The sequence below is a fragment of the Billgrantia kenyensis genome (assembly GCF_013697085.1).
Lineage (GTDB): Bacteria > Pseudomonadota > Gammaproteobacteria > Pseudomonadales > Halomonadaceae > Halomonas > Halomonas kenyensis.
Window position 1 is genome coordinate 1 of sequence record NZ_JACEFT010000038.1, and the last position, 26,381, is coordinate 26,381.

A 26,381-nucleotide genomic window follows, 5' to 3' on the forward strand; every position below is an offset into this window, starting at 1 on the left:
GACGGTGGGTTCGTTGCTCATTTCGTCCTCCTGATGGCTGCACTATAGCCTGTGCAGCTCTGGAGGGGGTCACTTCACATCCATGGGGGAAGTAAAACACTAGGGAAATAGAATTAACCTAGATTAACCCGATAATGCATGCTGATGGCGGGGAAGTGAAGCGCCCTCATTCCACGCAGCCGGTGGGATGAGGGCGCCGTTGATGGACAAGCGAAGGCAAGGCTTGGAGCTCACTCCTCCGGTTCGAGTCGGTAGAGCATGCCATTGCCGTCACCGACAAGTACGTAGAGGTAGCCATCGGCGGCCTGGCGAACGTCGCGCACCGGCCCCAGCGACTGATCGAGCAGCTCTTCGACGCCGGTCACTTCCGTGCCGCTGAGCTCGAACCGATAGAGCTGCTCACTCTCCAGCCCGCCGACGAGCAGGTCGCCCTGCCACTCGGGATATGCCTCGCCACTGACCACGGCCAGCCCCGAAGGGGCCACATCCGAGGGGAAGCGGTAGGCCGGCTGGATCACGTCCTCCTCGGTGAAGAGTTCGCCGCTGGCCAGGTCATCCAGGAAGTCCGCTCCGACGGTGGCCTCACTGTCGTCTCCTTCCGGCCAGCCGTGGTTCTCTCCCGCGCGGATCAGGAGCAACTCATCATAGCCGTTGCCGCGGCTCTCCACGGCCCAGACGTCACCACTGTCGCCATCCACGGCCAGCCCCAGCACGTGGCCGTGGCCCCAAGAGTAGATCTCGGGAAGATAGCCGACATCCTCGAAGCGAGGATTGTCCTCGGGGGCCAGCCCTTGGGGGGTCAGGCGCAGGATCGAGCCGGCATGGTCGTTGGTATCCTGGGCACGCTCGGGCTCGCCGCGATCGCCAACGCTCATCAGCAGGGTATCGTCGTCCATCCAGGCCAGGCGAGAGCCGCTATGGTCTCTTGGCGCCGAACGGCGGTTCTCTTCGAACAGCTCCTCCACATCGACCAACTGGTCGCCAGCGAGGCGCCCGCGTGCCAGCGCCGTGGCGGTCGATTCTTCATCGCCGCTCGAGTAGGTGAAGTAGAGCCAGCCAGAATCGGGGTGGTCGGGTGAAGCCGCGATATCGAGCAGGCCGCCCTGGCTCTCTTCCTGTATGCCGGGCAGCCCCTCGACCCGCTGCTGCTCGTCGTTGTAGAAGGCCTGGATCTGCCCCGTACGCTCGCTGACCAGGAACAGCTCGCCAGGCAGGGCGGCCAACCCTCTCGGTTCCTCGAAGCCTTCGGCCATCGGTACCAACCGCAGTGTCTGATGCTCGGTGTCGAGCGACACTTCGTCGCTGCTTGCCGCCGTGGCGACCATGGTCAGCGCCAAGGTGAAACCGCTCCATTGTTTCATGTCTCTCCTCCATGTCGACTATGCCCCTCAGTGTAGTGAAAGCATCGGCAGCGTCATCTTCGATCGATTGCTGATAGGCTAGGCGCTTTCGTGGCGGGTTCTGCAGGGGTGTGAGGAGACAGGGAATGAGCGTGTTACCGTCGGCGGGTCAAGCTGGCACCAGAAAGCGAGCCTCGAACAAGGAGATCCTGGGCTGGGCGATGTTCGACTTCGCCAACCAGGCCTATACGCTGTTGATCATCACCGTGGTGTTCGGCGAACTTTTCACCACGGTGATCGTCGGTGATCGCGACGACGGCTTCCGCCTGGCCAACCTGCTCTGGAGCCTGGCGCTGGCCATCAGCTACCTGCTGGTGGTCATCACCGGCCCTCTGTGCGGTGCGGTGATGGATTACCGGGCGGAGAAGAAGCGCTTTCTCTTCATCAGCTACCTCGTCACCGTCGTGGCCACCGCGCTGCTCTATTTCGTGGCGCCGGGCTACGTCCTGCTCGGCGTGGTGTTGATCGTTGTGTCCAACTACGCCTACTCCATGGGCGAATCGTTCATCGCCGCCTTCCTGCCCGATCTTGGTCCCCCGCAGGACCTGGGCAAGATCTCCGGCTTCGGCTGGGCACTGGGCTATGTGGGGGGGCTCTTCGCTGCCGGCTTCACCCTGATGGCGCTGGGCGAGGCCACCGCCGACAACTTCGAGCGCATACGCTGGGTGGGACCCTTCGCCGCGGGCTTCTTTCTGGTTGCGGCCATTCCCACCTTCCTGTGGCTCAAGGAGCGCGGCACACCGCAGCCGCACCGCAGGCGTTACCGTGAGATCGCCTGGGAGCGTGTCTCCACCACCCTGCACGAGCTGCAGCGCTTTCGCGACCTGGGAATCTTCCTGGTGTCGTTGCTGTTTTCCATGGCCGGGATCTACATCATCATTGCTTTCGCCTTCATCTATGGGGCCCAGGTGATCGGCTGGGACGAAGCGGTGCGCAACATCATGTTCATCATCGTGCAAATCACCGCGGCTGCCGGCGCCCTGGGGTTCGGTTTCATCCAGGATCGCATCGGTACCAAGTTCACCTACCAGCTGACGCTGCTGCTGTGGGTGGCGGCGGTGCTAGCCATTTGGGCCACGCCAGAGGTAACCGCCTTCCTCAATGCCACCCTGGGGTTCTCCTGGGAGGCCCAGCACCTGTTCCTGTTCGTGGGCTGCCTGGCGGGGCTTTCGCTCGGCTCGAGTCAGTCGGCCAGTCGTGCCCTGGTGGGGCTGTTCTCGCCCACCCGCAAGGCCGCCGAGTTCTTCGGCTTCTGGGGACTGGCCAACAAGCTGGCGGGAGTGCTCGGCATCATCGGCCTGGGCCTGCTGCAGACAGTGGTCGGGCTGCAGGCGTCGATCCTGCTGTGTGCGGCGCTGTTCAGCGTAGCCATGCTGATTTGTCTCGCGGTCAACCAGGCCCGTGGTCAGCAGGCCGCGGCCGAATGGGAGGCACGCCACGCAGCCGCCGCCTCAGGCGAGGAGGCCGCACCGTGACATTCGATCTTGTGCTGTTGCTGCTGGTGGTGGCGACGTTCGTCGTCGCCGGTGTGGTCAAGGGCGTGATCGGGATGGGTATGCCGACGGTATCGCTGGCCCTGCTCACCGCTACGGTGGGGCTGCCTTCGGCGATGGCGCTGCTGCTGGCGCCGACCATCATCACCAATATCTGGCAGGCCCTGGTGGGAGGCTATCTACAGACGATCGTGCGTCGCCTGTGGCCCTTCCTGTTGGCCTCGGTGGTCACCGTGTGGCTGGGCGTGGCCATTCTGGCCCGGGTCGATGTGCGCTGGCTCTCGGCTTTGCTGGGCATATTGATCGCCTTCTACGCTCTGGCCGGCCTGTTCAACCTCGGCCTCGGGGCGTTGGTCAGCCGCGGCCGTTACGCCTCGCCTGTGAACGGCACCCTGACCGGCCTGCTCACCGGCATGACCGGCTCCTCGGTCTTCCCGGGGGTTGCCTACCTGCAGTCATTGGGGCTGCCGCGGGACATGCTGATCCAGGCCATGGGCGTGCTGTTCGTGGTCACTACCATGGCGCTGGGGCTCTCCATGGGCGGCCAGCGCCTGCTCAGCGTGGAGCTGGGGCTGCTCTCGCTGGGGGCTGTCGTGCCGGCCATCGTCGGCATGCAGCTAGGCCAGCGCCTGCGCCGCCGGCTATCCGAGACGACATTCCGGCGCATCTTTCTCAGCGGCCTGCTGGCCATGGGGCTGTATCTGCTGGGGCGGTCGCTACTCGGCTAGGCGGTAGCGACCGCGCTCACTCAATCGCTCAGGAAGGCACGGATGCGATCGCCGGCCTGGTCGATACCCACTACGCCATCGAGGTGGCCGCGGTTGCCCTCCAGTGTGACCAGCTCGACCGTGGCGCCGCCTGCCTCGATCAGCTCGGCGGTCTCGCGCACCCCTTCCGGTGCGAACACCAGGTCATTCTCGCTATAGAGAATCAGGGTCGGGGCCTCGATGCGGGCGAGCCCCTCCTCCAGGCTGTCACCGTGGCCGGCAATGAACGCCTGGTTGGCTTTCACCAGATAGATCAGGTGGTTGGCGTCGGCAAGTTCGGCGCGGGCGGCGGCGATGTCATCCAGGGTCTGCTCGATGGCGTAGCGTGCGCCTAGTTCGCGGGTCGGGTCGGCGTCGTCGTCGGCCCAACTGCGATCGAAGGTCTCGTTGGCCCACTGCCAGTGGTTGGCATTCAGCGTCACCAGCTTGAGCGCTTCGCGCAGGCCGTCGAGCGGCGGCTCGCCGTCGTAGTAGTCGCCGTCGTTCCAGTTGGCGTCCAGACGGATGGGGGCGGCCCAGCCGCTCAGGGTCGCCAGCAGCCAGGGGTCGGCCACCCCGCCGCCAATCACCGGGATCAACCGTTCGACTTGCTCAGGGTAGGCGCTGGCCCACTCGTAGGCCTGCAGGGCGCCCATGGAGGGCCCCATCACGGCGTGCAGCTGCTCGATGCCCAGGCTCTCCAGCAAGGCCTTCTGCACCTCGACGAAGTCGCGAATGGTCACCAGCGGGAAGTCGGTGCCCCAGGGCTCGCCGGTCTCGGGGTTGGTGGAAGCCGGCCCGGTGGTGGTGACCTTGGGGTCATGGGCATTGAGGTTGACCAGGGTATCCGAGGCGATGATGTAGTACTCATCGGTATCCAGCGGCTTGCCTGGGCCAATGATGGCATCCCAGTAGCCAGGGGCCTCGTCGTCCTCGGCGTAACGCCCCGCGGCATGACTGGTACCGGAGAAGAAGTGGGTGATGAGAATGGCGTTGTCCTTCTCCTCGTTGAGGCTGCCGTAGGCCTCCCAGCCGATGCGCACCGGGGCGATGGTCTCGCCGCCGACGGTGGTGTACTCCTCCATCTCGAAGACCTGTTTTTCCACCAGCCCATCCCAGGCTGCCGCCGAGGCGCTGGCAAGCAGCAGGGTCGCGGCCAGCGCGGTGCCGGCCAGGCCAAGCATGGCTCGGGAATGACGGGGAACAATCATGGTCGAATGTTCGAAGCTGTCGTGCATGTAGCTATCCTTGTCGTTATTGGCGCGATGGGGCGATCGAGCAAGGCACCCCGGGAATGTTGCAGAGTGTAGCCAGGCGAGGCCTGGCGCTGTTCAGTAAAGTCAGCGAAGTCGAGGGTGTCAAAGCGGGCATGGTCCGCCAACCGGGAGAAAGAGCATGAACCGACAAAGCGGTTCGATCCGGCGCGCCGGGATGGGCATGATGCTGCTGTTCTGGGTCTCCTTCATCGGCATGGGCAGCTGGTGGCTGCACGGCTTCCTCGAGGCTCAGCGCAATCCCAACGCACATCTGGTCAACGCCGTGACTGGGTCCGATGAGCCGATCGTGCTCGAGCGCAACCGCTCGGGCCATTTCGTCGCCACCGGGCGCATCAATGGCGAGCCCATCGAGTTTCTGCTCGATACCGGTGCCACTTATGTCGCCGTGCCCGCGGACTTCGCCGCCCGGCTGGGCCTGGAGTCTGCCGGTTCGGCCTGGTTCAATACCGCCAACGGGCGGGTGCGGGGCGACCTCACCAACCTCGATGAGGTCAGCCTGGGGGGCTTCACTGCGTCCCAGGTGCGAGGCTCCATCAGTCCCGGGCTCGAGGGCGATATAGCCCTGCTGGGTATGAGCTTTCTCAACCGTTTCGACATCGAGATTCGCGATGCTCGCATGATCCTGCGCCCGGCGCAGCAACCCTGAGGAGAGCCATGGCGAATCCAAGGAGAGGAAGAAAGGCCGACACGCCGAAGCAGATTCCCGGCCCGGGCTGGCTGGACGTGCTGTGGCGGGTCAAGGAGCAGGCTGCCGATGACCGCGTCAACATGCTGGCGGCAGGTATCGCCTTCTATTCGCTGCTGTCGCTGTTTCCTGCCATTGCCGCGGTCATCTCGCTATGGGCGCTGGCCTTCGATCCGGCTGAATTGACCGAGCAGATCGACGAGCTCAGTCGCTTCATGCCGCCCGGCGGTGCTCGGCTGATCACCGAACAGGCCCATGAGGTCAGCGCCAATACCGATACCGGGCTCAGCCTGACGGCGCTGTTCGGCCTGGCGGTGGCGATGTTCGTGGCCTCCAAGGGGGTGCGTGGACTGCTGGTTGGACTCAACGTGGTTTATGGCGAGGAGGAGCGGCGCGGTTTCGTGCATCGCATGCTGGTCGTGGCCACGCTGACGATTGGGCTGATCGTGCTGTCGCTTGGAGCGATCGGTTTCATTGCGCTGTTCCCGCTGGTTGTCGGCTGGCTTGCCCTGGAGGGCCCGGCGGTCACCCTGATCACCTGGTCACGCTGGCCGGCCCTGCTGCTGCTGATGATGTTCGTGATCGCCGTGCTTTACCGCTTCGGTCCTTATCGCAGCTCGCCGCGCTGGGAATGGGTCAGCGTGGGGACCGTGGTGGCCACCTTGCTGTGGCTGCTCGGTTCCGGCGGACTCTCGCTCTACGTCGGGCAATTCGCCAACATGGATGAGCTGTACGGCTCGCTGGGTGCGGTGGTGATCCTGATGCTGTGGTTCTGGCTCTCCTCGTTCGTCGTATTGCTGGGAGCCGAAATCAACGCTGAAATGGAGCGCCAGACCAAGCACGACACCACGGTGGGCGAGCCGCGTCCCATGGGCGAGCGGGGTGCCTATGCCGCCGATACCCTGGGGCCCAAGCGCCCCTGGCAGAGAAGCAAACGACAGCAGGGAGAGGAATCATGAGTCTTACCCGCCGGCTCGGCATCGAGCTTCCCATTCTCCAGGCGCCCATGGCCGGCGTGCAGGGCGCCGAGCTGGCCGTGGCCGTGAGCGAGGCAGGGGGGCTTGGCGCCTTGCCCTGCGCCATGCTCACGCCGGAAACCATGGCGGATGAGCTCCAGCGTATTCGTGCGGCTTCCGCGCGCGCCCTCAACGTCAACTTCTTCTGCCACACGCCGCCAGCGCCGGACGAGGCACAGCTGGCACGCTGGCATCGCGCGCTGGCTCCCTTCTACGCCGAGTACGGCCTGGATATCGACAGCATGCCGGCCGGCGGCGGCCGGCGACCGTTCGATCATGACGCATGCGATGCCCTCGAGCCCTTCCGCCCCGAGGTGGTCAGCTTCCATTTCGGCCTGCCGGCACCCGAGCTGATCGAGCGGGTCAAGGGCTGGGGGGCCGTGGTGCTCTCGTCTGCCACCACCGTCGAGGAAGCGTGTTGGCTCGAAGCCCACGGTGCCGATGCGATCATCGCCCAGGGTCTGGAAGCCGGCGGGCACCGCGGCATGTTCCTTACCGAGGATGTCACCCATCAGCTCGGAACCTTTGCGCTGCTGCCGCAGCTGGTGGCTGCGGTGTCGGTGCCGGTAATAGCCGCAGGTGGGGTAGCCGATGCCCGGGGGGTGAGTGCGGCACTGGCGCTGGGCGCCGCGGCGGTGCAGGTCGGCACCGCCTTCCTGTGCTGCACCGAAGCCACGACCAGTGCTCTGCATCGCCAGGCGCTGCAGAGTGAGGCCGCCCGCCACACGGCGCTGACCAACCTGTACACGGGGCGTCCCGCGCGGGGCATCGTCACCCGGCTGATGCGCGAGCTTGGCCCGCTCAGCGAGGCGGCGCCTGCCTTCCCCCTGGCTACCGCCGCCATCGCCCCACTGCGCAGTGCCGCCGAGGCCGTGGGCAGCGCCGATTTCTCGCCGCTGTGGGCCGGTCAGAACGCCAGCGCCTGTCGCGAAGTGCCGGCAGCCGAGGTGGTGCGCGAACTTTCCGCAGGCCTGAGCTGAGCAAGGGATGGCGGGGGCGTGCCGGGCTGATATCATGGATGCATGAACAGTATTTCGTCTGCAGTCATCGCCTCGCTCGACGACCCGCTCTACTACCTGGCGAACTTTCGCTTCGTTCTGGGCTGGGTGCGAGAGCATCACGCTGGGCTGTTGACGCCGCGAGAGAGGCAGAGCATCGATGCCTTTGCACTGCTGCCCGAGGCGTCGCAGGCGCTGCTGGTACGCATGGTGATGCGCAAGGGCGAGCTCTTTCGCACCGACAAGCTCGCTTATGTCGAGATCGGCGATACGCAGGATGCCCTGGCGCCGCTGGTCGATGGAGGCTGGGTCGAGGCGGATCCCGAGCTGGAGTTCGCCGAGCTGTTTCGCCTGCTGCGCCTGGCCGAGCTGCGCCAGGCCCTGGCAGATGAAATCGCTGACGCCGAATTGTCCCCTCGGGCGAGCAAGGCAGCACTGGGCGATGTGCTGGAGCCGCTGCTGCCCAGGCGGCAGCGCCTGGAGCAATGGTGGGCTGAGGCTCCCGCTGCGCTGGCCGGGGAACGGATCGTACGTCTTGCCGTGATGCCCTGGTGTGACCGGCTGCGGCTGATGTTCTTCGGCAACCTGCGCCAGGACTGGGCTGAGTTCGTACTGACGGAGCTCGGAGTGCAGCGTTTCGAACAGGTCGAATTGAAGCCCGGTTCACACGCCTTCCAGCGGCGCGAGGAGGTCGACATTTACCTCAAGCTGCACGAGCTGCGTGAAAGGCTGGAGCAGGGCGAGGCGCCTGAAGAACTCGCGGCGGAAATGCCCGCCGTACCGGCGGAGAACGCCTGGCTGGGACAGCGGCGCGGCAGGCTGCTGTATCGTCTGGGCCAGGCCGCCGAGCGTGTCGGGAACGCGGCGCTGGCACTGCGTCTCTATGCCGAAGGCGGCGCGGGAGCGGGCGGCCAGGTGGAGGCGCGCATCCGTCGCCTGCGGCTGCTGGAGCGGCTGGGGGAGCACGGCCAGGCACACGATCTGGCCGCGCCGGCGTTTGCTGCGCCGGTCTGCGAGCAGGAGCGACAGGCGCTGGCGCGTCTGCTGCCACGGCTTTGCCGCCGGCTGGGGTTGGCGGCGCCGGCCCAAGAGCCCGGCGCCGAACTGCAGCGGCTCGAACTCAGCCTGGCGCTGCCCGCAGATGCCGGGACGCTCCGTGTCGAACAAGCCGTGGCCCGGCATCTGGGCAGCCCCGATGCGCCGGTGCACTATGTGGAGAATACGCTCATTTGCGGTCTGTTCGGGCTGCTCTGCTGGCCGGCGCTGTTCGCGCCCTTGCCAGGCGCCTTCTTTCATCCTTTTCATGCCGGTCCGGCGGACCTGTACCGCGACGACTTCGTATCGCGGCGCAGCGATCGCTTTGATGCCTGCCTGGCGCGTCTCGACGATGGCACCCATGGCGAGGTCATCCGCAAGACCTGGCATGAAAAGCACGGCACCGCCTCGCCTTTCCTGTACTGGGAAGCGCTCGACGAGTCGCTGCTGGAGCTGGCTCTGGCCTGCATGCCGGCAGCGCATCTGCGGGTCTGCTTTGAGCGCCTGTTGGCCGATCTCAAGGTCAATCGCGCTGGCCTGCCCGACCTGATCCAGTTTTTTCCCGGGGCCGGCGTCGGGGAGCCGCGCTATCGGCTGATCGAGGTGAAGGGCCCTGGTGACCGCCTGCAGGATAACCAGCGGCGCTGGCTGGCGTTCTTCCAGGCCCAGGGCATCGAGGCCGTGGTCTGTCACGTGACCTGGCAGCAGGGCGAGGCGTCATGAGCGCTGCCGTGGCGAGCGGCGAAGCGCCGCTCTACCGCGTGGCGGTGCGGGCGCTGTGCGACTTCTCCGCCCGTGAGGGCGATCTCGACCATCGCTTCACGCCCTCGCCCAGCGCCCGCGAGGGGATCGCCGGCCATGCCCTGGTGACTGGCCGGCGCGACGAGGGCTACGAGGCTGAGCTGACGCTTGCCGGGGAGTATGGCGGGCTTATGGTCAGCGGGCGGGCCGATGGCTACGACCCGGCCCGCAATCGCCTGGAGGAGATCAAGACCCATCGCGGCGATCTCTCGCGCATGCCCGCCAATCAGCGTGCCCTGCACTGGGCTCAGGTCAAGGTCTACGGGGCGCTGTTGTGCGCCGAGCGGGGGCTCGATTCGCTGACCCTGGCGCTGGTCTATTTCGATATCGGCAGCGAGCGCGAGACCCTGCTGACCGAGCAGGCCAGCGCCACCGAGCTCAGCGCCTTCTTCGAGGCGCAGTGCGAGCGCTTCCTGAGCTGGGCCGAGCAGGAGGCCCGCCATCGCCAGGCCCGCGATACCGCCCTGGCCGGGCTGAGCTTTCCCCACGCCGAGTTTCGCCCCGGGCAGCGCGAGCTGGCCGAGGGTGTCTACAAGGCGGCGGCCACCGGTCGCTGCCTGCTGGCCCAGGCGCCGACCGGCATCGGCAAGACCGTGGCCACGCTGTTTCCCACCTTGAAGGCGATGCCGCGCCGGCGGATCGACCGGCTCGCCTTTCTGACCATGAAGACGCCGGGACGACGTCTGGCGCTGCAGGCGCTGGTGCAGTTGGGGGCTGCCGATGACTGCGGTGGGCGTGAGGAGGATCGCCTGCCGGTGCGGGTGCTGGAACTGACGGCGCGGAGCAAGGCCTGCGAGCATCCGGACAAGGCGTGCCACGGCGAGGCCTGCCCGCTGGCCGCCGGCTTCTACGACAAGCTGCCCGCCGCGCGTCAGGCGGCGGTCGAACGCGGCTGGCTCGACCGCGAAGCGCTGCGCGAGGTGGCCCTGGAGCATGGGGTATGTCCCTACTACCTGGGCCAGGAGCTGGCGCGCTGGAGCGACGTCTGCGTGGGTGACGTCAACCACTACTTCGACGTCTCGGCGCTGCTGCACGGCCTGGCCCAGGCCGATGGCTGGCGTCTGGCGCTGCTGGTGGACGAGGCCCACAACCTGGTGGAGCGGGCCCGGGGCATGTACAGCGGGGAGCTGGACCAGCACGCTTTCGCGACGCTGCACCGCAGTGCCCCAGCGCCGCTGGTGAAGCCCTTCGGTCGGCTGATGCGCCAGTGGCAGGCGTTGGTGCGCGAGCAGGGCGGCGCCGACGAAGGGCAGCGGGGTCGCCCCGCCTATCGGGTACTCGACGGCTTGCCCAGCCGCCTGGTCGGCGCGCTGCAGCAGGTGGCGACGGCGACCAGCGACTATCTGGCCGAGCATCCCGGCGGCGCCGACCCGGTGCTGCAGGAACGGCTGTTCGAGGCGTTGGCGTTCGTTCGCCTGGCCGAGACATTCGACGATCACTCGCTCTGTGATCTCTCCCGGCATGGCCGCGGTCGGTCGCGGCTGGGGCTGCGCAACCTGGTACCGGCGGACTTCCTGGCGCCACGCTTTGCCCAGGCGCATAGCGCGGTCCTGTTCTCGGCCACGCTGAACCCGCCGCGCTACTATCGCGATCTGCTTGGGTTGCCTGAGGAGTGTGTCAGCCAGTCGGTCGCCTCACCGTTCCGCGACAACCAGTTGGCGGTACGTATCCAGGGCGGCATTTCGACGCGGCTGCGCGACCGAGAGGCCTCGCTCGACCCTATCGTCGCCGAGCTGGCTGCGCAGTACCACCGGCGCCCGGGGCTTTATCTGGCTTTCTTCAGCAGCTTCGCCTACCTGCAGGCGGTGGCCGAGCGGCTCGAGCAGCTTCACCCCAACTTGCCCCACTGGTGTCAGAGCCGCGGCATGCGCGAAGAGGAGCGCGATGCCTTCCTGGCCCGCTTTCGCTCGGGCGGGCAGGGCATCGGCTTCGCGGTGCTGGGAGGGGCCTTCGGCGAGGGTATCGACCTGCCCGGCGAGCGCCTGATTGGTGCTTTCATTGCTACCTTGGGCTTGCCGCCGTTCGACCCCTTCAACGAGACGCTCAAGGCCAGGCTCGAGACACGCTTCGGCAACGGCGATGCCTACGCCTATCGCATTCCGGGACTGATCAAGGTGGTTCAAGCCGCCGGCCGGGTGATCCGCAGCCCCGAGGACCGCGGCACGCTGGTGCTGATGGACGATCGCTTTCGGCGTGCGGAGGTACGTCGGCTGTTCCCCGACTGGTGGCAGCTCGGCTGAGGTGAGTTACCCGGGCTTACCTGGAGTAACAGTTTCGTATTGTTACCTGAGCGGCAGCGTGCTACTCCTTGAACGACACCGACCGCTGGACAAGGAGACGTCTGATGGGAATCGAAGTAGGCGGCCTTTTGGGCCTGATCTGGCTGATCATTCTGGTCTGGGCCATCGTCAAGGTGGCCAAGAGCCCGGCTGGCCCCATTGCCAAGCTGCTGTGGATCATCGTGTTACTGCTGTTCCCCCTCGTGGGGTTGATCATCTGGCTGCTGATGGGGCCCAAGGGATAGCGGGCTCGATGAGGGGCCGTGCCATGGGACGGGGCCGGGTCATGGATTGTCCCGCGGCTCGCCCCGCTCGCACTTCAGGCATTCGAGCTCGAGGCCGAGGCGAGTATTTCGCCCGGTCTCTGTCATGACCCAGGGGCGTTCTATCCAGGGTGGCTGATGGCGCACGTGCTGGTTGTGGCCACACGCCAGCTCAGCGACCCAGTGCCCCTCGTCGTCCTGGTGGTAGCCTACGATGGCTTGTCGCATTTCTCTGCTCATCAGGTTTGGCGGGGTCAGCAGCTGATGGTGTTGCCTGCGCGCACTCTGCCGAAATTGCTCAGTACCAGCTCGGCACCTTGCCCATGGCGGCCGCAGAGGCGGAAAGTGCCGTTGTGTCCCGACGACCGGCCCAACTGAGTGAAGCGGACCGGCTTGCTATCCTGACGATAGCTGACGCTGACGCCGCGGCCGTCCTCGAGCACCCTGAGCAGGGCGTCCGGGGCAAAGTCGTTGCCCGACAGCGGGCCGAGCACGATGGCCAGCGGGGCGCTCCAATCCTCGGTGTTGCAGCGCTGCCGGTCGGGGCTGGGGCAGACGATTACCGAGGTGCGCCGGGTGATCGCCGTGTTTCTACCCAGTGACAGTGCCACCCGCAGGCGATGGGCTTCGGCAGCCACCTCCTGGCGCGCGTTCATCGCCTGCAGGCCGGGAACTGCCCAGCCCATGAGCAGGCTGGCCACTGCAATGACGACGAGCAACTCGAGAAGGGTGAGGCCTCGCTGGCGCGAGACGGCAAGATTCGAGGCATGAGCCACGTCCATGGTGCTCTCCTGGGCGACACTCCCGTGATCACGAGAGAGTCACTCTAGTCGAGCCAGTTATCGCTTCTATCGGTCAGACCAGATAATTTGTGTAAGCGATCGTCGGCATGGAATGCCAGCCTATTCCTCGGGTTGCTGCTCCTGCAGGTAGCGGTCGCGATGAGCGCTGCTGCAGAACCAGTCGCCTTTCTCGCGCAGGGCTTCGGACTCCGGCACGTGTACCTGACACCAGGCGCAGCGCACCATCTGGCCGCCTTCCTGGTGCGATTCGCCGTTCAGTGCTTCCTCGCGGTCGAGCTTCCACTCGCGGTACATGCGGTAGAGCTTGAGGCCGGCAAGGAACAGCACGGCGAAGATGATCAAGCGAATCAGCAAAAGGTTCATCCTTTTCCATCTCCCATAGATGGGCTAGCGGCTTTGCCAGCCGGAGGCCCTTGCGGGACAATATGATGACTTCGGATTCTCAAGAGATTTCTACGCCCATGCAAGACTTGACGCTAGTAATGGCGCAGTTGGACCCGCTGGTGGGTGATATCCCCGGCAATGCCGATCGCGCCATCGAGGCCGTTCGCGAGGCACGCATCGAGCATGGTGCCGATATCGTGGTGTTCCCCGAGCTGTTCCTCAGCGGCTACCCCCCCGAGGATCTGCTGCTGCGTCCTTCCATGGAGACCCGACTGCGCGAGGCCCGCTCCCGCATGGCGGCCAAGGTGGCCCGCGACGTGCTGGTGATCATCGGTTATCCCGGCCGCCGTGAGGGGCTGACCTACAATCTGGCCGGGCTGCTCTACAACGGTGAGTGGATCGGCGAGTACGCCAAGCAGGTATTGCCCAACTATCAGGTGTTCGATGAGCGGCGCTACTTCGCCACCGGCGAGAAGAGCCTGGTGATCGAGCACAAGGGCGCCAGGCTCGGCGTACTGATCTGCGAGGATCTGTGGGATGGCGGGCCGGTCAAGGCGGCGCGTGACGCCGGCGCGGAGATCCTCGTTACCCTGAACGCCTCGCCTTACCATCAGGACAAGCCGGCCGAGCGCCTGCGCCTGCTGGAGCAGCGTGCCGCCGAGGTCTCGCTGCCGCTGGTCTATGTCAACACCATTGGCGGCCAGGACGAGCTGGTGTTCGATGGCGGCTCGGCCTGTGCCGACGCGGGCGGCACCGTTCGCGTGGGGGCGCCCTATTGGCAGGCGGGGCTGATGCCGGTGCAGTTCGTGCAGGAGAACGGTGCCTGGGGGCCGGTGGAGGGCGAGATCGAACCCCTCGAGGAGCCGGAGGAGAGCCTCTACTGCGCGCTGGTCAGCGGCGTGCGTGACTACGTCAACAAGAGCGGGTTCAAGGGCGTGGTGCTGGGGCTCTCCGGCGGCATCGACTCGGCCCTGACGCTGGCCATCGCCGTCGATGCCCTGGGACCGCAGCGGGTACAGGCGGTGATGATGCCCTACCGCTACACGGCCGACATGTCCCAGGAGGACGCTGCCGAGCAGGCGCGCCTGCTCGGCGTGCACTACGAGGTGCTGCCGATCGAGCCCATGGTCGACGCCTTCATGGCCACCCTGGCCGACAGCTTTGCCGGCACCGAGCGTGACACCACCGAGGAGAACCTGCAGTCGCGCTGCCGCGGCGTGCTGCTGATGGCGATCTCCAACAAGAAGGGCCTGATGGTGCTCACTACCGGCAACAAGAGCGAGATGGCAGTGGGCTATGCCACGCTCTACGGTGACATGGTGGGCGGCTTCAATGCGCTCAAGGACGTCTACAAGACCTGGGTCTATCGCCTGGCCCGCTGGCGCAACGCCCAGGCCCCGGCGATTCCCGAACGGGTGATCACCCGACCGCCCTCGGCCGAGCTGGCGCCGGGGCAGCAGGACACCGACTCGCTGCCCGACTACGACACGCTGGATGCTATCCTCATGCGCTACATCGAGGGTGACATGAGTGCCGAGGCGATCATCGACGCCGGCTTCGAGCGCGACGATGTCTATCAGGTGGTCAAGCTGGTCGATCGCAACGAGTACAAGCGGCGCCAGGCGCCGGTGGGCGTGCGGGTGACGCCGCGTGGATTCGGTCGCGACCGCCGCTATCCCATCGTCAACGCCTGGCAGCCAGGCGACTGAGGCTGCCCTGAACGAGACAACCCGCCAGCGCAGGCTGGCGGGTTGCTCGACTGGTTCGGGTCACGCTCAGGCGGAGAGCGACTGCGTGCGAACGTGCTGCGGCTGGAAGGTACGCCCACGCAGGCGGTCGTTGCCGGGGTCGTTCTCGATCAGCACCTGCAGGACCTCACGGGCGCGGTCGCGCATGTCGAGCCCCAGGTAGCCCTCGACCATGACGGCCAGGGCATCGCGGGTGGCCTCGGACTCCGGGTAGTTCTCGATGACCCAGCGGCCGCGTTCGACGGCGGCCAGGTAGGCGCCCTTGCGCAGGTAGAAGTCGGCCACGTGAAGCTCATGGCGGGCCAGCACGTTACGCAGGTAGACGATGCGCTGCTCGGCATCCGGGGCATATTCGCTGGCGGGGTAGCGGGATACCAGCTCGCGGAAGTCGTTGTAGGCGTCGCGCGAGGCACCCAGGTCGCGCTTGGAAATATCGATCAGGCGCAGGCGCTCGAGACTGAAGCGACCTGCCTGCCACGATGCCAGGCCACGCATGTACAGTGCGTAGTCAGCCTGGGGATGGGTGGGGTGCAGGCGGATGAAGCGGCTGGCAGCGGCGCGCGCAGCCTCCCAGTCCTGGGTCTCGTAGTAGGCGTAGATCAGCTCGAGCTGCGCCTGCTCGGCGTGGCGGCCAAAGGGATAACGCGTATCGATGGCTTCGAGGCGTGAGATGGCCGTGGTGTAGCGGCCACCGTCGAGCGCGTCGCGTGCCTCGTCGTAGAGCTGCTGTTCAGCGACACCTTCGAATTCGTCTTCTTCCGTGGCAGACCTGCCGGCACAGCCCGTGATTAGCGCAGTCACCAGAAGCAGGGCGACAAGGCGTGTGGCGATGGGGGAAACGCGCATCGTGATCCTCGTGTCTAACAACCCGTGTCGGCCATGGTAGGATTGGCCGTAACCCGTCCACTATAAAGCACCTTGCGTGAAAACGCAGTCCTCGGTGTTGTTCAGCGATAGCCCTTATGCCCCAGACCCTGGAAGCCCAGCAGCGCGTGCCCACCTCCCTGGCCGGGAGTCGTCTCGATCAGGCCGCTGCCGAACTCTTCGCCGAGCACTCGCGCGAACGTCTCAAGCAATGGATCAAGCAGGGGGCGCTCACGGTCGACGGCCGTCCGGGCAAGCCCAAGGACAAGGTCGCCGGCGGCGAGCGGCTCGAACTTACCGCCACCCTCGAGGAGGAGACCCGCTTCGAGGCCGAGGACATTCCCCTGGCGGTGGTGCACGAAGACGACGAGGTGCTGGTCATCGACAAGCCGGCCGGCCTGGTGGTTCACCCTGCCGCCGGCAACCCGGACGGCACCCTGCTCAACGCCCTGCTGCATCACTGCCCTGGTCTCGCCGCCGTGCCCCGCGCCGGAATCGTCCACCGCCTGGACAAGGACACCACCGGCTTGATGGTCGTGGCCAAGACCCTTGCCGCCCAGACTGCGCTGGTGGAGCAGCTCCAGGCGCGCACGGTGTCACGCGAATACGATGCGGTGTGCGTCGGCGTGATGACCTCGGGTAGTACGGTGGACGCTCCCATCGGCCGTCACCCCAAGGATCGCAAGCGCCAGGCGGTGCACCCAAGCGGCAAGCCGGCGGTGACCCACTACCGGGTGGTCGAGCGTTTCCGCGCCCACACCCATGTGCGCTGCCGGCTCGAGACCGGGCGTACCCACCAGATCCGTGTACACATGGCTCATCGGCGCTTTCCGCTGGTGGGCGACCCGGTTTACGGTGGTCGTCTCAAGCTGCCGCCCGGCGCCAGCGAAGCGCTCAAGGAGCTGCTGCGAGGCTTCCCCCGCCAGGCACTGCATGCCAGGAAGCTGGCCTTTCTGCACCCCGGTAGCGGTGAGACGGTGGCGTTTCGCGCGCCGTTACCCGACGATCTGCTGCTGCTGATCGACTATTTGCGTGACGACCACGAGGTCATGCGCTGAGGCCGAGGAGTTCCGATGAGCGACGCCCCCCATCTGCAACCGACCCTGATCGAACCCGATTGGCCGGCGCCTGCCGCGGTCGGTGCCTTCGTGACTACCCGCGAGACCGGCCCCAGCCAGGGCGACTTCGCCTGTTTCAATCCAGCCGATCAGGTGGGTGACACGCCCGCCCACGTCGAGCTCTGCCGTCGGCTCATTGGCGATGAGATCGATGACGAGCGGCCGCTGCTGTGGCTCCGGCAGGTGCACGGTGCTCGGGTGCAGGCGAGCTACAGCGACAGCCAGCCCGAGGCCGATGCTGCGGTGGCCTTCGACCATGGCCACGCCTGCGTGGTGCTTACCGCCGACTGCCTGCCGGTGTTCTTCTGTGACCGCCAAGGCACCCGGGTCGGCGTGGCCCATGCCGGCTGGCGCGGTCTGGCTGGCGGGGTGCTGGAAGCCACCGTGGCGGCGCTCGGCGCGCCGCCCGAGGAGCTGATGGCGTGGCTGGGGCCGGCGATTTCCAATGCCCAGTTCGAGGTCGGGCCGGAGGTGCAGCAGGCTTTCACCGGGGTGCACCCGGAGGCAGCCGCGGCCTTCGACCCCAGCCCCTACCGCCTGGGCCACTACATGGGCGATCTCTACAAGCTGGCCCGCCTGCGGCTGGAGCGGCTGGGGGTCGCCCACATCAGCGGAGGGCACTTCTGTACCGCCTGCGAGCCGCGCTTCTACTCCCATCGACGTGACGATGGCAAGACCGGGCGCATGGCCAGCGTGATCTGGCTGCGCTGACCTGCATCAAGACTTCAGCGCTTTCCTTGGCCGGCGACTTGAAAGCCGGCCACGCTGACTCCATTGATTCTGTCAATACGATACGACAGGGCAAAGCGGTGCGTCCGAACGCGCCGCCACCCCGATGGAGGAAAGCGAATGCGTTTCGACAAGTTCACCACCACGCTGCAGAACGCCGTGGCCGATGCCCAGTCGCTGGCCGTGGGCCGTGGCCACAATCAGCTCGAGCCCGGCCACCTGCTGCTGGCGCTGCTCGATGCCCGCGATACCGGCACCAAGGCGCTGATCCAGAAGACCGGCGGCGATGCCGCGCGCCTGCGTGACGCCCTGGCCGGCCACCTGGACGACCTGCCCCAGGTGGCCCAGTTCACCGGTGAGGTGCAGCCCTCCCGGGACCTGATCAAGCTGTTCAACCTGACTGACCGCGAGGCACAGAAGCGCGGCGATCAATACATCGCCAGCGAGCTGGTGCTGCTCGCCGCGCTGGAGATGGGCCATGCGGTGACCAAGCTGCTGACTCAGGCCGGCGTCACCCGCAAGGCGCTCGAGAGCGCCATCGACAGCGTGCGTGGCGGCGAGCGAGTCGACGACCCCAACGCGGAGGAGAGCCGCGAGGCGCTGGAGAAGTACACCCTCGACCTCACCGCGCGTGCCACCGAGGGCAAGCTCGACCCGGTGATTGGCCGTGACGATGAGATTCGCCGCACCATCCAGGTGCTGCAGCGGCGTACCAAGAACAACCCGGTGCTGATCGGCGAGCCCGGGGTGGGCAAGACCGCCATCGTCGAGGGTCTGGCCCAGCGCATCGTCAACGGTGAGGTGCCGGACGGACTCAAGGACAAGCGCGTGCTGTCGCTGGACATGGGCGCCCTGCTGGCGGGGGCCAAGTTCCGCGGCGAGTTCGAGGAGCGTCTTAAGTCTGTGCTCAAGGAGCTGGCCCAGGAGGAGGGCCGGGTAATCCTGTTCATCGACGAGCTGCACACCATGGTCGGTGCCGGCAAGGCCGAGGGCGCCATGGACGCCGGCAACATGCTCAAGCCGGCGCTGGCCCGCGGCGAGCTGCACTGCGTGGGCGCCACTACGCTGGACGAGTATCGCAAGTACATCGAGAAGGATGCCGCCCTCGAGCGCCGCTTCCAGAAAGTGCTGGTCGACGAGCCCAGCGAAGAGGACACCGTGGCGATCTTGCGCGGGCTCAAGGAGCGCTACGAGGTACACCATAATGTCGACATCACCGACGGCGCCATCATCGCCGCGGCCAAGCTGTCGACCCGCTATATCACCGACCGCCAACTGCCCGACAAGGCCATCGACCTGATCGACGAGGCGTCGTCGCGCATTCGCATGGAGCTCGACTCCAAGCCCGAGGAGATGGATCGCCTCGAGCGTCGCCTGATCCAGCTCAAGATGGAGCGCGAGCATCTCAAGAAGGAGACCGACGAAGCCTCGAAGAAGCGTCTCGAAATCCTGCAGGAGCAGATCGACGAACTCGAACGCGAATACGCCGACCTCGACGAGATCTGGAAGGCGGAGAAGGCCAGCATCCAGGGGGCAGGGCAGTTCAAGGAAGAGCTCGAAAAAGCCAAGATCGAGCTGGAGCAGGCCCGTCGTCAGGGCGACCTCGGTCGCATGTCGGAGCTGCAGTACGGTGTGATCCCCGAGCTGGAGAAGAAGATCGCCGAGTCGAGCGAGACCGAGGCCGACACCTCCAAGCACAAGCTGCTGCGCTCCAACGTCACCGAGGAGGAGATCGCCGAGGTGGTGTCGCGCTGGACCGGTATCCCCGTGGCCAAGATGCTCGAGGGCGAGCGCGACAAGCTGCTGCGCATGGAGGAAGCACTGCATCAGCGGGTGATCGGCCAGGAGGAGGCGGTCACCGCCGTAGCCAACGCCGTGCGCCGCTCCCGAGCCGGGCTCGCCGACCCCAACCGGCCCAATGGCTCGTTCCTGTTCCTCGGCCCGACCGGGGTGGGCAAGACCGAGCTGTGCAAGGCGCTGGCCAACTTCCTGTTCGACACCGAAGAGGCGATGGTGCGCATCGACATGTCGGAGTTCATGGAGAAGCACTCCGTGGCTCGACTGATCGGCGCCCCGCCCGGCTACGTGGGCTACGAGGAGGGCGGCTACCTGACCGAGGCAGTGCGGCGCAAGCCCTACTCGGTGTTGCTGCTCGACGAGGTGGAGAAGGCTCACCCGGATGTCTTCAACATCCTGCTGCAGGTACTCGAGGATGGCCGCCTCACCGATGGCCAGGGCCGCACGGTGGATTTCCGCAACACCGTGATCGTGATGACCTCCAACATGGGCTCGGACATCATCCAGCGCATGGGTGGCGACGATGAGCAGTACGAGGAGATGAAGCGCGCCGTCATGGACGTGGTGGGGATGCACTTCCGCCCCGAGCTGATCAACCGCATCGACGAGGTGGTGGTGTTCCACGCCCTGCGCCAGGCGCAGATCGAGGCCATTGCCGGGATCCAGCTCGACCGCCTGCGCGGCCGCCTGGCCGAGCACGGCCTGCAGCTGGAGGTGAGCGCCGAAGCCATGGCCCAGCTCGCCCAGGTGGGCTTCGATCCGGTCTTCGGCGCGCGGCCGCTGAAGCGGGCGATCCAGAGCCGCATCGAGAACCCGCTGGCGCAGGACCTGCTGGCCGCCCGCTTCGTGCCCGGGGATGTCATCCATGTCGAGATGGAAGGCGAGAAGCTAGTGTTTCGTACTTGATACATAACGTTACGCACCGGCCGCTGCGCGGCCCGGCAAACGACTACACTTGATGATAGGTTGCGTCCTGTAACCCCCTTGCCCGCCTGCTCTGCCGGCGGGCTTTTTTATGCTCCGAGTGTGGGCGGGTGCCTGGACGGTTGACACTGCAGCAAGGCTGGTGGAATCTTGAGCGTTCCTGATTTACGGGCGCGGATCCAGCGGGCAACCCCCCATCCCCGCGTGAAGGGTAGGCCGAGTGGCCTTTACCCGCCGAAGGACTACCGGATGCGGCCAACCGCCGCTTCTGGCCAATGCCCCGACGCGGCGATCCGCCGTGAAGGGAACGCCCGGCTAGCGCGAGCGCGGTCGTCGCAGTGCGTTCCCGATGAGAGTGCAGGCCCCAACAGGGCTAAATGCCAGGGTTTGGCATCAGGTGTCGGCTCGGCCGACAGCGGCATACCGCCGCACTCGAACCCGTGCCCATCAACGGGCGCGGATCGCACTCGAGACCTCCAGGGGAGATACACAAGTGGAATTGCTTTCCGGCGCGGATATGATTGCCCGATTCCTGCAGGATGAAGGCGTCGAATACATCTATGGCTATCCGGGCGGTGCAGCGCTGCACATCTACGATGCACTGTTCCGTCAGGACAAGGTCAAGCACATCCTCGTGCGCCACGAACAGGCGGCCACCCATGCCGCCGACGGCTACGCCCGAGCTTCCGGCAAGCCCGGCGTGGTCCTGGTCACCTCCGGCCCCGGCGCCACCAATGCCGTTACCGGCATCGCCACCGCCTACATGGACTCGATCCCCATGGTAGTGCTGTGTGGCCAGGTAATGAGCCACCTGATCGGCGACGACGCCTTCCAGGAAACCGACATCATTGGTGTGACCCGCCCCATCGTGAAGCACAGCTTCTCGATCAAGCACCCGACCGAAATTCCTGAAGTCCTCAAGAAGGCCTTCTACCTGGCCTCGACGGGGCGCCCCGGTCCGGTGGTGGTGGATATCCCCAAGGACATGACGGCACCCACCGAGCGCTACGAGTACGTCTACCCGAAAAAGGTCAAGATGCGCTCCTACAACCCGGTGGCACGGGGGCATACCGGCCAGATCAAGAAGGCTGTGGAGATGATGCTCAAGGCCAAGCGGCCGGTGTTCTACACCGGCGGCGGCGTGGTGACCGGGCGTGCCTGTGAAGGGCTCACCGACCTGGTCAAGCGCCTGGGCTATCCCATCACCACCACGCTGATGGGTATCGGTGCTTATCCGCAGAGCGATCGTCAGTGCCTGGGCTGGCTGGGTATGCACGGCTCCTATGAGTCGAACATGGCCATGCACCACGCCGATCTGATCGTTGCCATCGGTGCACGCTTCGACGACCGCGTGACCAACAACACCTCCAAGTTCTGTCCCACGGCCAAGATCATTCATGTCGACATCGACCCGAGCTCGGTTTCCAAGACCGTGCGCGCCGACGTGCCCATCGTGGGGCCGGCGGCCAGTGTCATCGACGAGATGATCAGTCTGGTCCAGGGCAAGGAGATCGCTCACCCCGAGGCGCTGACCGAGTGGTGGGGCAAGATCGACGGCTGGCGTGAGGAGCGTCGCGGCAAGCTTTATGAGCCGTCGAAGCCGGGCGAGCAGCTCAAGCCTCAGGAGGTGATCGAGGCGCTGTGCGAGATCACCCGCGGCGAAGCCTATGTCACCACCGACGTGGGCCAGCACCAGATGTTCGCGGCGCAGTACTACAAGTTCGACAAGCCCAACCGCTTCATCACCTCGGGTGGGCTTGGCACCATGGGCTTCGGCTTCCCCGCGGCCATGGGCATCAAGCAGAACTTCCCGGACGAGCAGGTCATCTGTGTCACTGGTGAGGGCAGTTTCCAGATGATGATGCAGGAGCTCTCCACCTGTAAGCAGTTCGGCGGGGGGGTGAAGATCGTCAACCTGAACAACGCCTCGCTGGGCATGGTGCGCCAGTGGCAGGACCTCAACTACAAGTCACGCCACGCACACTCCTACATGGAGTCGCTGCCCGACTTTGCCAAGCTGATCGAGGCCTATGGGTTCACCGCGCTGCGGGTGGAAACGATGGAGGAATTGCGGCCTGCGCTGGAGCGTACCTTCGCCGACAATCACGAGCTGGTGTTCCTCGACGTCATCGTCGACCCGCGCGAGCACGTTTATCCGATGCAGGTGCCCCTGGGCTCCATGCGTGACATGCTGCTTTCCAAGACGGAGCGGACCTGATGCGCCATATCATCTCGATTCTCATGGAAAACGAACCGGGCGCACTGTCTCGCGTGGTAGGGCTGTTCTCGCAGCGCAACTTCAACATCGAGACGCTCAACGTGGCGCCCACCGAGGACCCGTCGCTGTCGCGGCTGACCGTGACCACGGTAGGTGACGACCGGGTGATCGAGCAGATCACCAAGCACCTCAACAAGCTGATCGACGTGATCAAGCTGGTGGATCTCACCGAGGGCAATCACATCGAGCGCGAGCTGATGCTGGTGAAGGTCAAGGCGCTGGGCGCGGCCCGCGACGAGGTCAAGCGGACGGTGGACATCTTCCGTGCGCAGATCGTCGACGTCACGCCGAGCCTCTACACGGTGCAGATCACCGGCGATGCGCCCAAGCTCGATGCCTTCCTGCAGGCCATGGGGCCGGTGGGGATCCTCGAGGTGGCGCGGACCGGGGTTTCCGGTATTGCCCGCGGCGATAAAGTACTCAGCCTCTGAGCTACTGCCAGTCGTATCGACTAGCCGCCCTTCGGGGCGGCTTTTTTGTGTGTTTTCTCGCCCTGTCAGCGCTCCTCGACCTCGTCCCACAGCGCCTGGATCAGCGGGCGCTTCAGCTGGCGGTTGAGCACGCACAGGCCGACGTCGTAATGGGGCAGCTCCGGCTTGACCGGGAGCACTCTCACCCGCTCGGCCAGGGGGCTGTTGTCGAGCACGATCTTCGGTACCACACCGATGCCGAAACCGAGGCCGACCATGCTGACGATCGCCTCGTGGCCCGCCACCTGGGCATAGATCGTCGGCGTCACTCCCAGGGCGCGGAACCAGGTATCGGCATACTCCCGCGAAAGCCCAGCCTCGGAGAGAATCATCGGCACGTCACGCCACTGTTCGGCGGAGGGGGAGTCCGGAGTGGAAGGTATCCAGTCTACCTGCTCTTCAGGCGCGATGAAGACCAGCGGCGAGCGGGTCAGCGACTTGAAGGCCAGGGCGCCGGGAGCGCTGCGAGGTCGCGGGGTGATGGCCATGTCCTCCTCTCCGGCCAGCACGCGGTTCATCGCCTCCGCCGGGTCGCCGGTATGTAGCTTGAGTTCGATGCGCGGATGGCGGAGGCGAAAATCGCTCAGCAGGTCGTAGAGGAAGCTGTAGCTGGCGGTGACCGAACAGTAGATGCTGATCTCGCCGGCTAGCTCACCGACCTGACTGCTGAGGGCATGGCGCAGCAGCTCCCACTGTCCGAGCGCCTCGCGTGCGTACTCCTGGAATAGCTGACCCTGGCGGGTCAGGGCCACGTGGCGGTTGTCGCGCACGAATAGTGGTGCATCGAGCGTCTCTTCGAGCTGACGGATCGTGCGTGACAGCGTCGAAGGACTGATGTGGCACAGCTCACTGGCGCGGCCGAAGTGCAGCGTATCGGCCAGGGCGAGAAACTGTTTGAGGGGGCGCATGTCCATTCAGCGATTATTGCATGATTCGGCATGTGATATTGCAAATATCGCGTTTTACGCAACGATCACGTGGCGGTAAGGTAGGGGCATCGAATGTGCCGACTCCCAGCGCCGCGACAGACGGCGCGGGTGGCCATCAACGCTGACACAAGAGAAATCTCCACTTCGCTTCCAGGAGCACTGAACAATGCACGTTTTCTACGACAAGGACTGCGATCTCTCCCTCATTCAGGGCAAGAAGGTCACCATCGTGGGCTACGGCTCTCAGGGTCATGCGCACGCCAACAACCTCAAGGAGTCCGGCGTCGACGTGACCGTCGCCCTGCGTGCCGGCTCCGGTTCCGCGGCCAAGGCCGAAGCCGCCGGCCTCAAGGTGGCTTCCGTCGAGGAGGCGTGCAAGAGCGCCGACGTGGTGATGATCCTGGCGCCGGACGAAAACCAGAAGGCGATCTACGAAAATCAGATCGAGCCGAACCTGAAGCAAGGCGCTACTCTGGCCTTCGCCCACGGCTTCAACATCCACTACAACCAGATCGAACCGCGCAAGGATCTCGACGTGATCATGGTCGCGCCCAAGGCGCCGGGCCATACCGTGCGCTCCGAGTTCGTCAAGGGCGGCGGTATTCCCGACCTGATCGCCATCCACCAGGATGCTTCCGGCAAGGCCAAGGAGCTGGCGCTTTCCTACGCGGCAGCCATCGGCGGCGGCCGTAGCGGAATCATCGAAACCACCTTCAAGGACGAGACCGAAACTGACCTGTTCGGTGAGCAGGCGGTTCTGTGCGGCGGCGCGGTCGAGCTGGTCAAGGCTGGCTTCGAGACTCTCACCGAGGCGGGCTATGCGCCGGAGATGGCCTACTTCGAGTGCCTGCACGAGCTCAAGCTGATCGTCGACCTGATGTACGAGGGCGGCATCGCCAACATGAACTACTCCATCTCCAACAACGCGGAGTATGGCGAGTACGTGACCGGGCCCGAGGTGATCAACGAGCAGTCCCGTCAGGCCATGCGCAACGCGCTCAAGCGCATCCAGACCGGCGAGTACGCCAAGATGTTCATTCAGGAAGGTAACACCAACTATCCTTCCATGACCGCTCGTCGTCGCCTCAACGCCGAGCACGAGATCGAGCAGGTGGGTGCCAAGCTACGCGGCATGATGCCGTGGATTGCTGCCAACCAACTGGTGGACAAGTCCAAGAACTGATGGCAAATCCATCATGTTGCTCCCAAGGGCGCGGTTTTCCGCGCCCTTGGCGTTTCTCAGGAGTGACGCCTGCACTTTGCGCCTCGTTATCTCGGTGTAGAATGAGGGCAAACCCTCAGGGTGAACCCATTCCGGCTATGGACGAAGTGAATGAGTCAGGAGTCCCGCAATACAGAGCATGACAAGGCCCGCGGTGGTACCGAAGCCGGTTCCTCAGAAGGCCAAGGTGCGCGACCTGCAGAAGAGGATCTGGCGGCGGCCTTCGTACGCGAGACAGAGGTCATCGAAGAGTCGATTGAGAACGGTAAGAAAGTCCGGCGCAAGGGTATCTACCTGTTGCCCAACCTTTTTACTACCTCTGCCCTTTTCGCCGGCTTCTTTTCCGTCGTGGCCGGCATCAATGGAGATTTTACTGCGGCTGCGGTCGCTATCTTCATTGCCATGGTGCTTGATGGCCTGGATGGTCGCGTGGCGCGTCTGACCAACACCCAGAGTGCCTTTGGGGCTGAGTATGACAGCCTCTCCGACATGCTTTCCTTTGGCGTGGCGCCGGCGTTGGTGGCGTTCACCTGGATACTTCAGGATATCGGCAAGACGGGCTGGGTCGTGGCATTTCTCTATGTCGCCTGCGCAGCGCTGCGTCTGGCGCGATTCAATGTGCAGATCGGCAGCGTCGACAAGAAATGGTTCATCGGCCTGCCGAGTCCCTCTGCAGCGGCTTTCGTGGCCGCCAGTGTCTGGACCTTCCACAGCTTCGACGCCGAAGCCTTCGGCTTCAAGCTGCTGATGCTGTTCGTCGTCGCCACTGCCGGGGTTCTGATGGTCAGCAATATCCGCTACTACAGCTTCAAGGAGATCGACCTCAAGGGGCCGGTGCCCTTCGTGGTGCTGCTGGCCATCGTGCTCGGCTTCGTGGTGATCTCGGTGCAGCCTTCGGTGATGCTGTTGCTGCTGTTCGGCGCCTATGTGGCCTCCGGTCCGGTCATGGCGATCATGCGCAAAATGCAGTCGCCGCCAGCCTCGAGCTGACTCGAGCTTGCTTCGACGCCCGCCCCGTGCGGGCGTCGTCGTCTTTGGCGGACATGCAAGACCATCCACAGGCGCTTGCTGCGAACGCCTGTGGACAGTCTCGGCGTCATCGTCCCGTCATGGCCTTGCCTC

The 26,381-nt window shown here is 65.3% G+C and carries 23 protein-coding genes; 16 read left to right on the forward strand and 7 right to left on the reverse strand.

The features are described 5' to 3' along the window. Positions 1 to 230: 230 nt before the first annotated feature. Positions 231 to 1,361, reverse strand: coding sequence for a PQQ-dependent sugar dehydrogenase (locus H1D44_RS18795; protein WP_181516811.1), 1,131 nt, complete (start codon positions 1,359 to 1,361; stop codon positions 231 to 233). A 125-nt stretch (positions 1,362 to 1,486) separates the two neighbouring features. Between H1D44_RS18795 and H1D44_RS18800 the strand changes: the two genes are divergently transcribed. Both H1D44_RS18800 and H1D44_RS18805 read left to right on the forward strand, forming a co-directional pair. Continuing rightward, positions 1,487 to 2,875 carry an MFS transporter gene (locus tag H1D44_RS18800; protein WP_181516812.1) on the forward strand — a complete coding sequence of 463 codons (1,389 nt, stop codon included), beginning with the start codon at positions 1,487 to 1,489 and terminating at the stop codon, positions 2,873 to 2,875. Then, the gene (locus H1D44_RS18805; RefSeq protein ID WP_181516813.1) at positions 2,872 to 3,621 is read left to right on the forward strand and encodes a TSUP family transporter; all 750 of its coding nucleotides are present in this window, start codon (positions 2,872 to 2,874) and stop codon (positions 3,619 to 3,621) included. Before H1D44_RS18800 ends, H1D44_RS18805 begins: the two co-directional genes overlap by 4 nt. A 20-nt stretch (positions 3,622 to 3,641) precedes the next feature. Here the strand turns inward: H1D44_RS18805 and H1D44_RS18810 are convergent, their stop codons facing one another. Then, positions 3,642 to 4,877, reverse strand: coding sequence for an E22 family MetX-like putative esterase (locus H1D44_RS18810; protein ID WP_181516814.1), 1,236 nt, complete (start codon positions 4,875 to 4,877; stop codon positions 3,642 to 3,644). Positions 4,878 to 5,034: 157 nt separating this feature from the next. Between H1D44_RS18810 and H1D44_RS18815 the strand changes: the two genes are divergently transcribed. The 6 genes from H1D44_RS18815 (at position 5,035) to H1D44_RS18840 (ending at position 11,975) form a co-directional block, all read left to right on the forward strand. Then, positions 5,035 to 5,562 (forward strand): retropepsin-like aspartic protease family protein, encoded by a 528-nt coding sequence (locus H1D44_RS18815; protein WP_181516815.1) that lies wholly within the window; start codon positions 5,035 to 5,037, stop codon positions 5,560 to 5,562. An 8-nt stretch (positions 5,563 to 5,570) separates the two neighbouring features. Then, positions 5,571 to 6,560 (forward strand): YihY/virulence factor BrkB family protein, encoded by a 990-nt coding sequence (locus H1D44_RS18820; RefSeq protein ID WP_181516816.1) that lies wholly within the window; start codon positions 5,571 to 5,573, stop codon positions 6,558 to 6,560. Further along, positions 6,557 to 7,597 carry an NAD(P)H-dependent flavin oxidoreductase gene (locus tag H1D44_RS18825; protein ID WP_181516817.1) on the forward strand — a complete coding sequence of 347 codons (1,041 nt, stop codon included), beginning with the start codon at positions 6,557 to 6,559 and terminating at the stop codon, positions 7,595 to 7,597. Before H1D44_RS18820 ends, H1D44_RS18825 begins: the two co-directional genes overlap by 4 nt. Positions 7,598 to 7,639: 42 nt before the next feature. Further along, positions 7,640 to 9,373, forward strand: coding sequence for a VRR-NUC domain-containing protein (locus tag H1D44_RS18830; RefSeq protein WP_181516818.1), 1,734 nt, complete (start codon positions 7,640 to 7,642; stop codon positions 9,371 to 9,373). Next, positions 9,370 to 11,691, forward strand: coding sequence for an ATP-dependent DNA helicase (locus H1D44_RS18835; protein WP_181516819.1), 2,322 nt, complete (start codon positions 9,370 to 9,372; stop codon positions 11,689 to 11,691). Before H1D44_RS18830 ends, H1D44_RS18835 begins: the two co-directional genes overlap by 4 nt. Positions 11,692 to 11,795: 104 nt before the next feature. Next, on the forward strand, positions 11,796 to 11,975 hold the full coding sequence (locus tag H1D44_RS18840; RefSeq protein ID WP_010627671.1) for a PLDc N-terminal domain-containing protein: 180 nt from the start codon (positions 11,796 to 11,798) through the stop codon (positions 11,973 to 11,975). Between the two features lie 39 nt (positions 11,976 to 12,014). Here the strand turns inward: H1D44_RS18840 and H1D44_RS18845 are convergent, their stop codons facing one another. The 3 genes from H1D44_RS18845 to H1D44_RS18855 form a co-directional block, all read right to left on the reverse strand. Beyond that, a complete protein-coding gene (locus H1D44_RS18845) occupies positions 12,015 to 12,221 on the reverse strand; it encodes a DUF3565 domain-containing protein (protein ID WP_181516820.1) in 207 nt (68 codons plus the stop codon). Between the two features lie 26 nt (positions 12,222 to 12,247). Next, the gene (locus H1D44_RS18850) at positions 12,248 to 12,775 is read right to left on the reverse strand and encodes a GspH/FimT family pseudopilin (protein WP_181516831.1); all 528 of its coding nucleotides are present in this window, start codon (positions 12,773 to 12,775) and stop codon (positions 12,248 to 12,250) included. Between the two features lie 120 nt (positions 12,776 to 12,895). After that, complete coding sequence (locus H1D44_RS18855; RefSeq protein WP_181516821.1) at positions 12,896 to 13,159, reverse strand: PP0621 family protein; 264 nt, start codon at positions 13,157 to 13,159, stop codon at positions 12,896 to 12,898. Between the two features lie 98 nt (positions 13,160 to 13,257). On the opposite strand from H1D44_RS18855, the gene H1D44_RS18860 reads away from it, so the two are divergent. Next, entirely contained in the window at positions 13,258 to 14,889 is a 1,632-nt protein-coding gene (locus H1D44_RS18860; RefSeq protein WP_181516822.1) for an NAD+ synthase, read from the forward strand. A 66-nt stretch (positions 14,890 to 14,955) separates the two neighbouring features. On the opposite strand, the gene H1D44_RS18865 is transcribed toward H1D44_RS18860, so the two are convergent. Beyond that, entirely contained in the window at positions 14,956 to 15,774 is an 819-nt protein-coding gene (locus tag H1D44_RS18865) for an outer membrane protein assembly factor BamD (protein WP_181516823.1), read from the reverse strand. Between the two features lie 116 nt (positions 15,775 to 15,890). On the opposite strand from H1D44_RS18865, the gene rluD reads away from it, so the two are divergent. The 5 genes from rluD (at position 15,891) to ilvN (ending at position 23,069) form a co-directional block, all read left to right on the forward strand. Beyond that, complete coding sequence (gene rluD, locus H1D44_RS18870; protein ID WP_181516824.1) at positions 15,891 to 16,850, forward strand: 23S rRNA pseudouridine(1911/1915/1917) synthase RluD; 960 nt, start codon at positions 15,891 to 15,893, stop codon at positions 16,848 to 16,850. Positions 16,851 to 16,865: 15 nt separating this feature from the next. Next, positions 16,866 to 17,621 (forward strand): peptidoglycan editing factor PgeF, encoded by a 756-nt coding sequence (pgeF, locus tag H1D44_RS18875; RefSeq protein ID WP_181516825.1) that lies wholly within the window; start codon positions 16,866 to 16,868, stop codon positions 17,619 to 17,621. 138 nt (positions 17,622 to 17,759) lie between these two features. Further along, positions 17,760 to 20,342 (forward strand): ATP-dependent chaperone ClpB, encoded by a 2,583-nt coding sequence (gene clpB, locus H1D44_RS18880; RefSeq protein WP_181516826.1) that lies wholly within the window; start codon positions 17,760 to 17,762, stop codon positions 20,340 to 20,342. A 511-nt stretch (positions 20,343 to 20,853) separates the two neighbouring features. After that, the gene (locus H1D44_RS18885; RefSeq protein ID WP_181516827.1) at positions 20,854 to 22,578 is read left to right on the forward strand and encodes an acetolactate synthase 3 large subunit; all 1,725 of its coding nucleotides are present in this window, start codon (positions 20,854 to 20,856) and stop codon (positions 22,576 to 22,578) included. Further along, positions 22,578 to 23,069, forward strand: a complete 492-nt coding sequence (gene ilvN, locus H1D44_RS18890) for an acetolactate synthase small subunit (protein ID WP_010627682.1) — start codon at positions 22,578 to 22,580, stop codon at positions 23,067 to 23,069. Before H1D44_RS18885 ends, ilvN begins: the two co-directional genes overlap by 1 nt. Before the next feature lie 65 nt (positions 23,070 to 23,134). Here the strand turns inward: ilvN and ilvY are convergent, their stop codons facing one another. Then, entirely contained in the window at positions 23,135 to 24,022 is an 888-nt protein-coding gene (gene ilvY / locus H1D44_RS18895) for an HTH-type transcriptional activator IlvY (protein WP_181516828.1), read from the reverse strand. A gap of 181 nt (positions 24,023 to 24,203) precedes the next feature. Here ilvY and ilvC point away from each other — a divergent pair, with 181 nt between their 5' ends. Continuing rightward, positions 24,204 to 25,220 (forward strand): ketol-acid reductoisomerase, encoded by a 1,017-nt coding sequence (gene ilvC, locus H1D44_RS18900; RefSeq protein WP_181516829.1) that lies wholly within the window; start codon positions 24,204 to 24,206, stop codon positions 25,218 to 25,220. Positions 25,221 to 25,370: 150 nt separating this feature from the next. Continuing rightward, positions 25,371 to 26,249, forward strand: a complete 879-nt coding sequence (gene pssA / locus H1D44_RS18905; RefSeq protein WP_181516830.1) for a CDP-diacylglycerol--serine O-phosphatidyltransferase — start codon at positions 25,371 to 25,373, stop codon at positions 26,247 to 26,249. Positions 26,250 to 26,381: the final 132 nt, after the last annotated feature.

What these genes read in the sequence shown, in the direction of transcription:
- H1D44_RS18800 (WP_181516812.1), top strand. Translation starts at nt 1,487, where the DNA reads ATGAGCGTGTTACCGTCGGCGGGTCAAGCTGGCACCAGAAAGCGAGCC.
- H1D44_RS18815 (WP_181516815.1), top strand. Translation starts at nt 5,035, where the DNA reads ATGAACCGACAAAGCGGTTCGATCCGGCGCGCCGGGATGGGCATGATG.
- H1D44_RS18845 (WP_181516820.1), bottom strand. Translation starts at nt 12,221, where the DNA reads ATGCGACAAGCCATCGTAGGCTACCACCAGGACGACGAGGGGCACTGG.
- H1D44_RS18810 (WP_181516814.1), bottom strand. Translation starts at nt 4,877, where the DNA reads ATGCACGACAGCTTCGAACATTCGACCATGATTGTTCCCCGTCATTCC.
- H1D44_RS18825 (WP_181516817.1), top strand. Translation starts at nt 6,557, where the DNA reads ATGAGTCTTACCCGCCGGCTCGGCATCGAGCTTCCCATTCTCCAGGCG.
- pssA (WP_181516830.1), top strand. Translation starts at nt 25,371, where the DNA reads ATGAGTCAGGAGTCCCGCAATACAGAGCATGACAAGGCCCGCGGTGGT.
- H1D44_RS18855 (WP_181516821.1), bottom strand. Translation starts at nt 13,159, where the DNA reads ATGAACCTTTTGCTGATTCGCTTGATCATCTTCGCCGTGCTGTTCCTT.
- H1D44_RS18830 (WP_181516818.1), top strand. Translation starts at nt 7,640, where the DNA reads ATGAACAGTATTTCGTCTGCAGTCATCGCCTCGCTCGACGACCCGCTC.
- H1D44_RS18795 (WP_181516811.1), bottom strand. Translation starts at nt 1,361, where the DNA reads ATGAAACAATGGAGCGGTTTCACCTTGGCGCTGACCATGGTCGCCACG.
- ilvC (WP_181516829.1), top strand. Translation starts at nt 24,204, where the DNA reads ATGCACGTTTTCTACGACAAGGACTGCGATCTCTCCCTCATTCAGGGC.
- H1D44_RS18865 (WP_181516823.1), bottom strand. Translation starts at nt 15,774, where the DNA reads ATGCGCGTTTCCCCCATCGCCACACGCCTTGTCGCCCTGCTTCTGGTG.
- rluD (WP_181516824.1), top strand. Translation starts at nt 15,891, where the DNA reads ATGCCCCAGACCCTGGAAGCCCAGCAGCGCGTGCCCACCTCCCTGGCC.
- ilvN (WP_010627682.1), top strand. Translation starts at nt 22,578, where the DNA reads ATGCGCCATATCATCTCGATTCTCATGGAAAACGAACCGGGCGCACTG.
- pgeF (WP_181516825.1), top strand. Translation starts at nt 16,866, where the DNA reads ATGAGCGACGCCCCCCATCTGCAACCGACCCTGATCGAACCCGATTGG.
- H1D44_RS18835 (WP_181516819.1), top strand. Translation starts at nt 9,370, where the DNA reads ATGAGCGCTGCCGTGGCGAGCGGCGAAGCGCCGCTCTACCGCGTGGCG.
- H1D44_RS18850 (WP_181516831.1), bottom strand. Translation starts at nt 12,775, where the DNA reads ATGGACGTGGCTCATGCCTCGAATCTTGCCGTCTCGCGCCAGCGAGGC.
- H1D44_RS18860 (WP_181516822.1), top strand. Translation starts at nt 13,258, where the DNA reads ATGCAAGACTTGACGCTAGTAATGGCGCAGTTGGACCCGCTGGTGGGT.
- H1D44_RS18820 (WP_181516816.1), top strand. Translation starts at nt 5,571, where the DNA reads ATGGCGAATCCAAGGAGAGGAAGAAAGGCCGACACGCCGAAGCAGATT.
- clpB (WP_181516826.1), top strand. Translation starts at nt 17,760, where the DNA reads ATGCGTTTCGACAAGTTCACCACCACGCTGCAGAACGCCGTGGCCGAT.
- ilvY (WP_181516828.1), bottom strand. Translation starts at nt 24,022, where the DNA reads ATGGACATGCGCCCCCTCAAACAGTTTCTCGCCCTGGCCGATACGCTG.
- H1D44_RS18840 (WP_010627671.1), top strand. Translation starts at nt 11,796, where the DNA reads ATGGGAATCGAAGTAGGCGGCCTTTTGGGCCTGATCTGGCTGATCATT.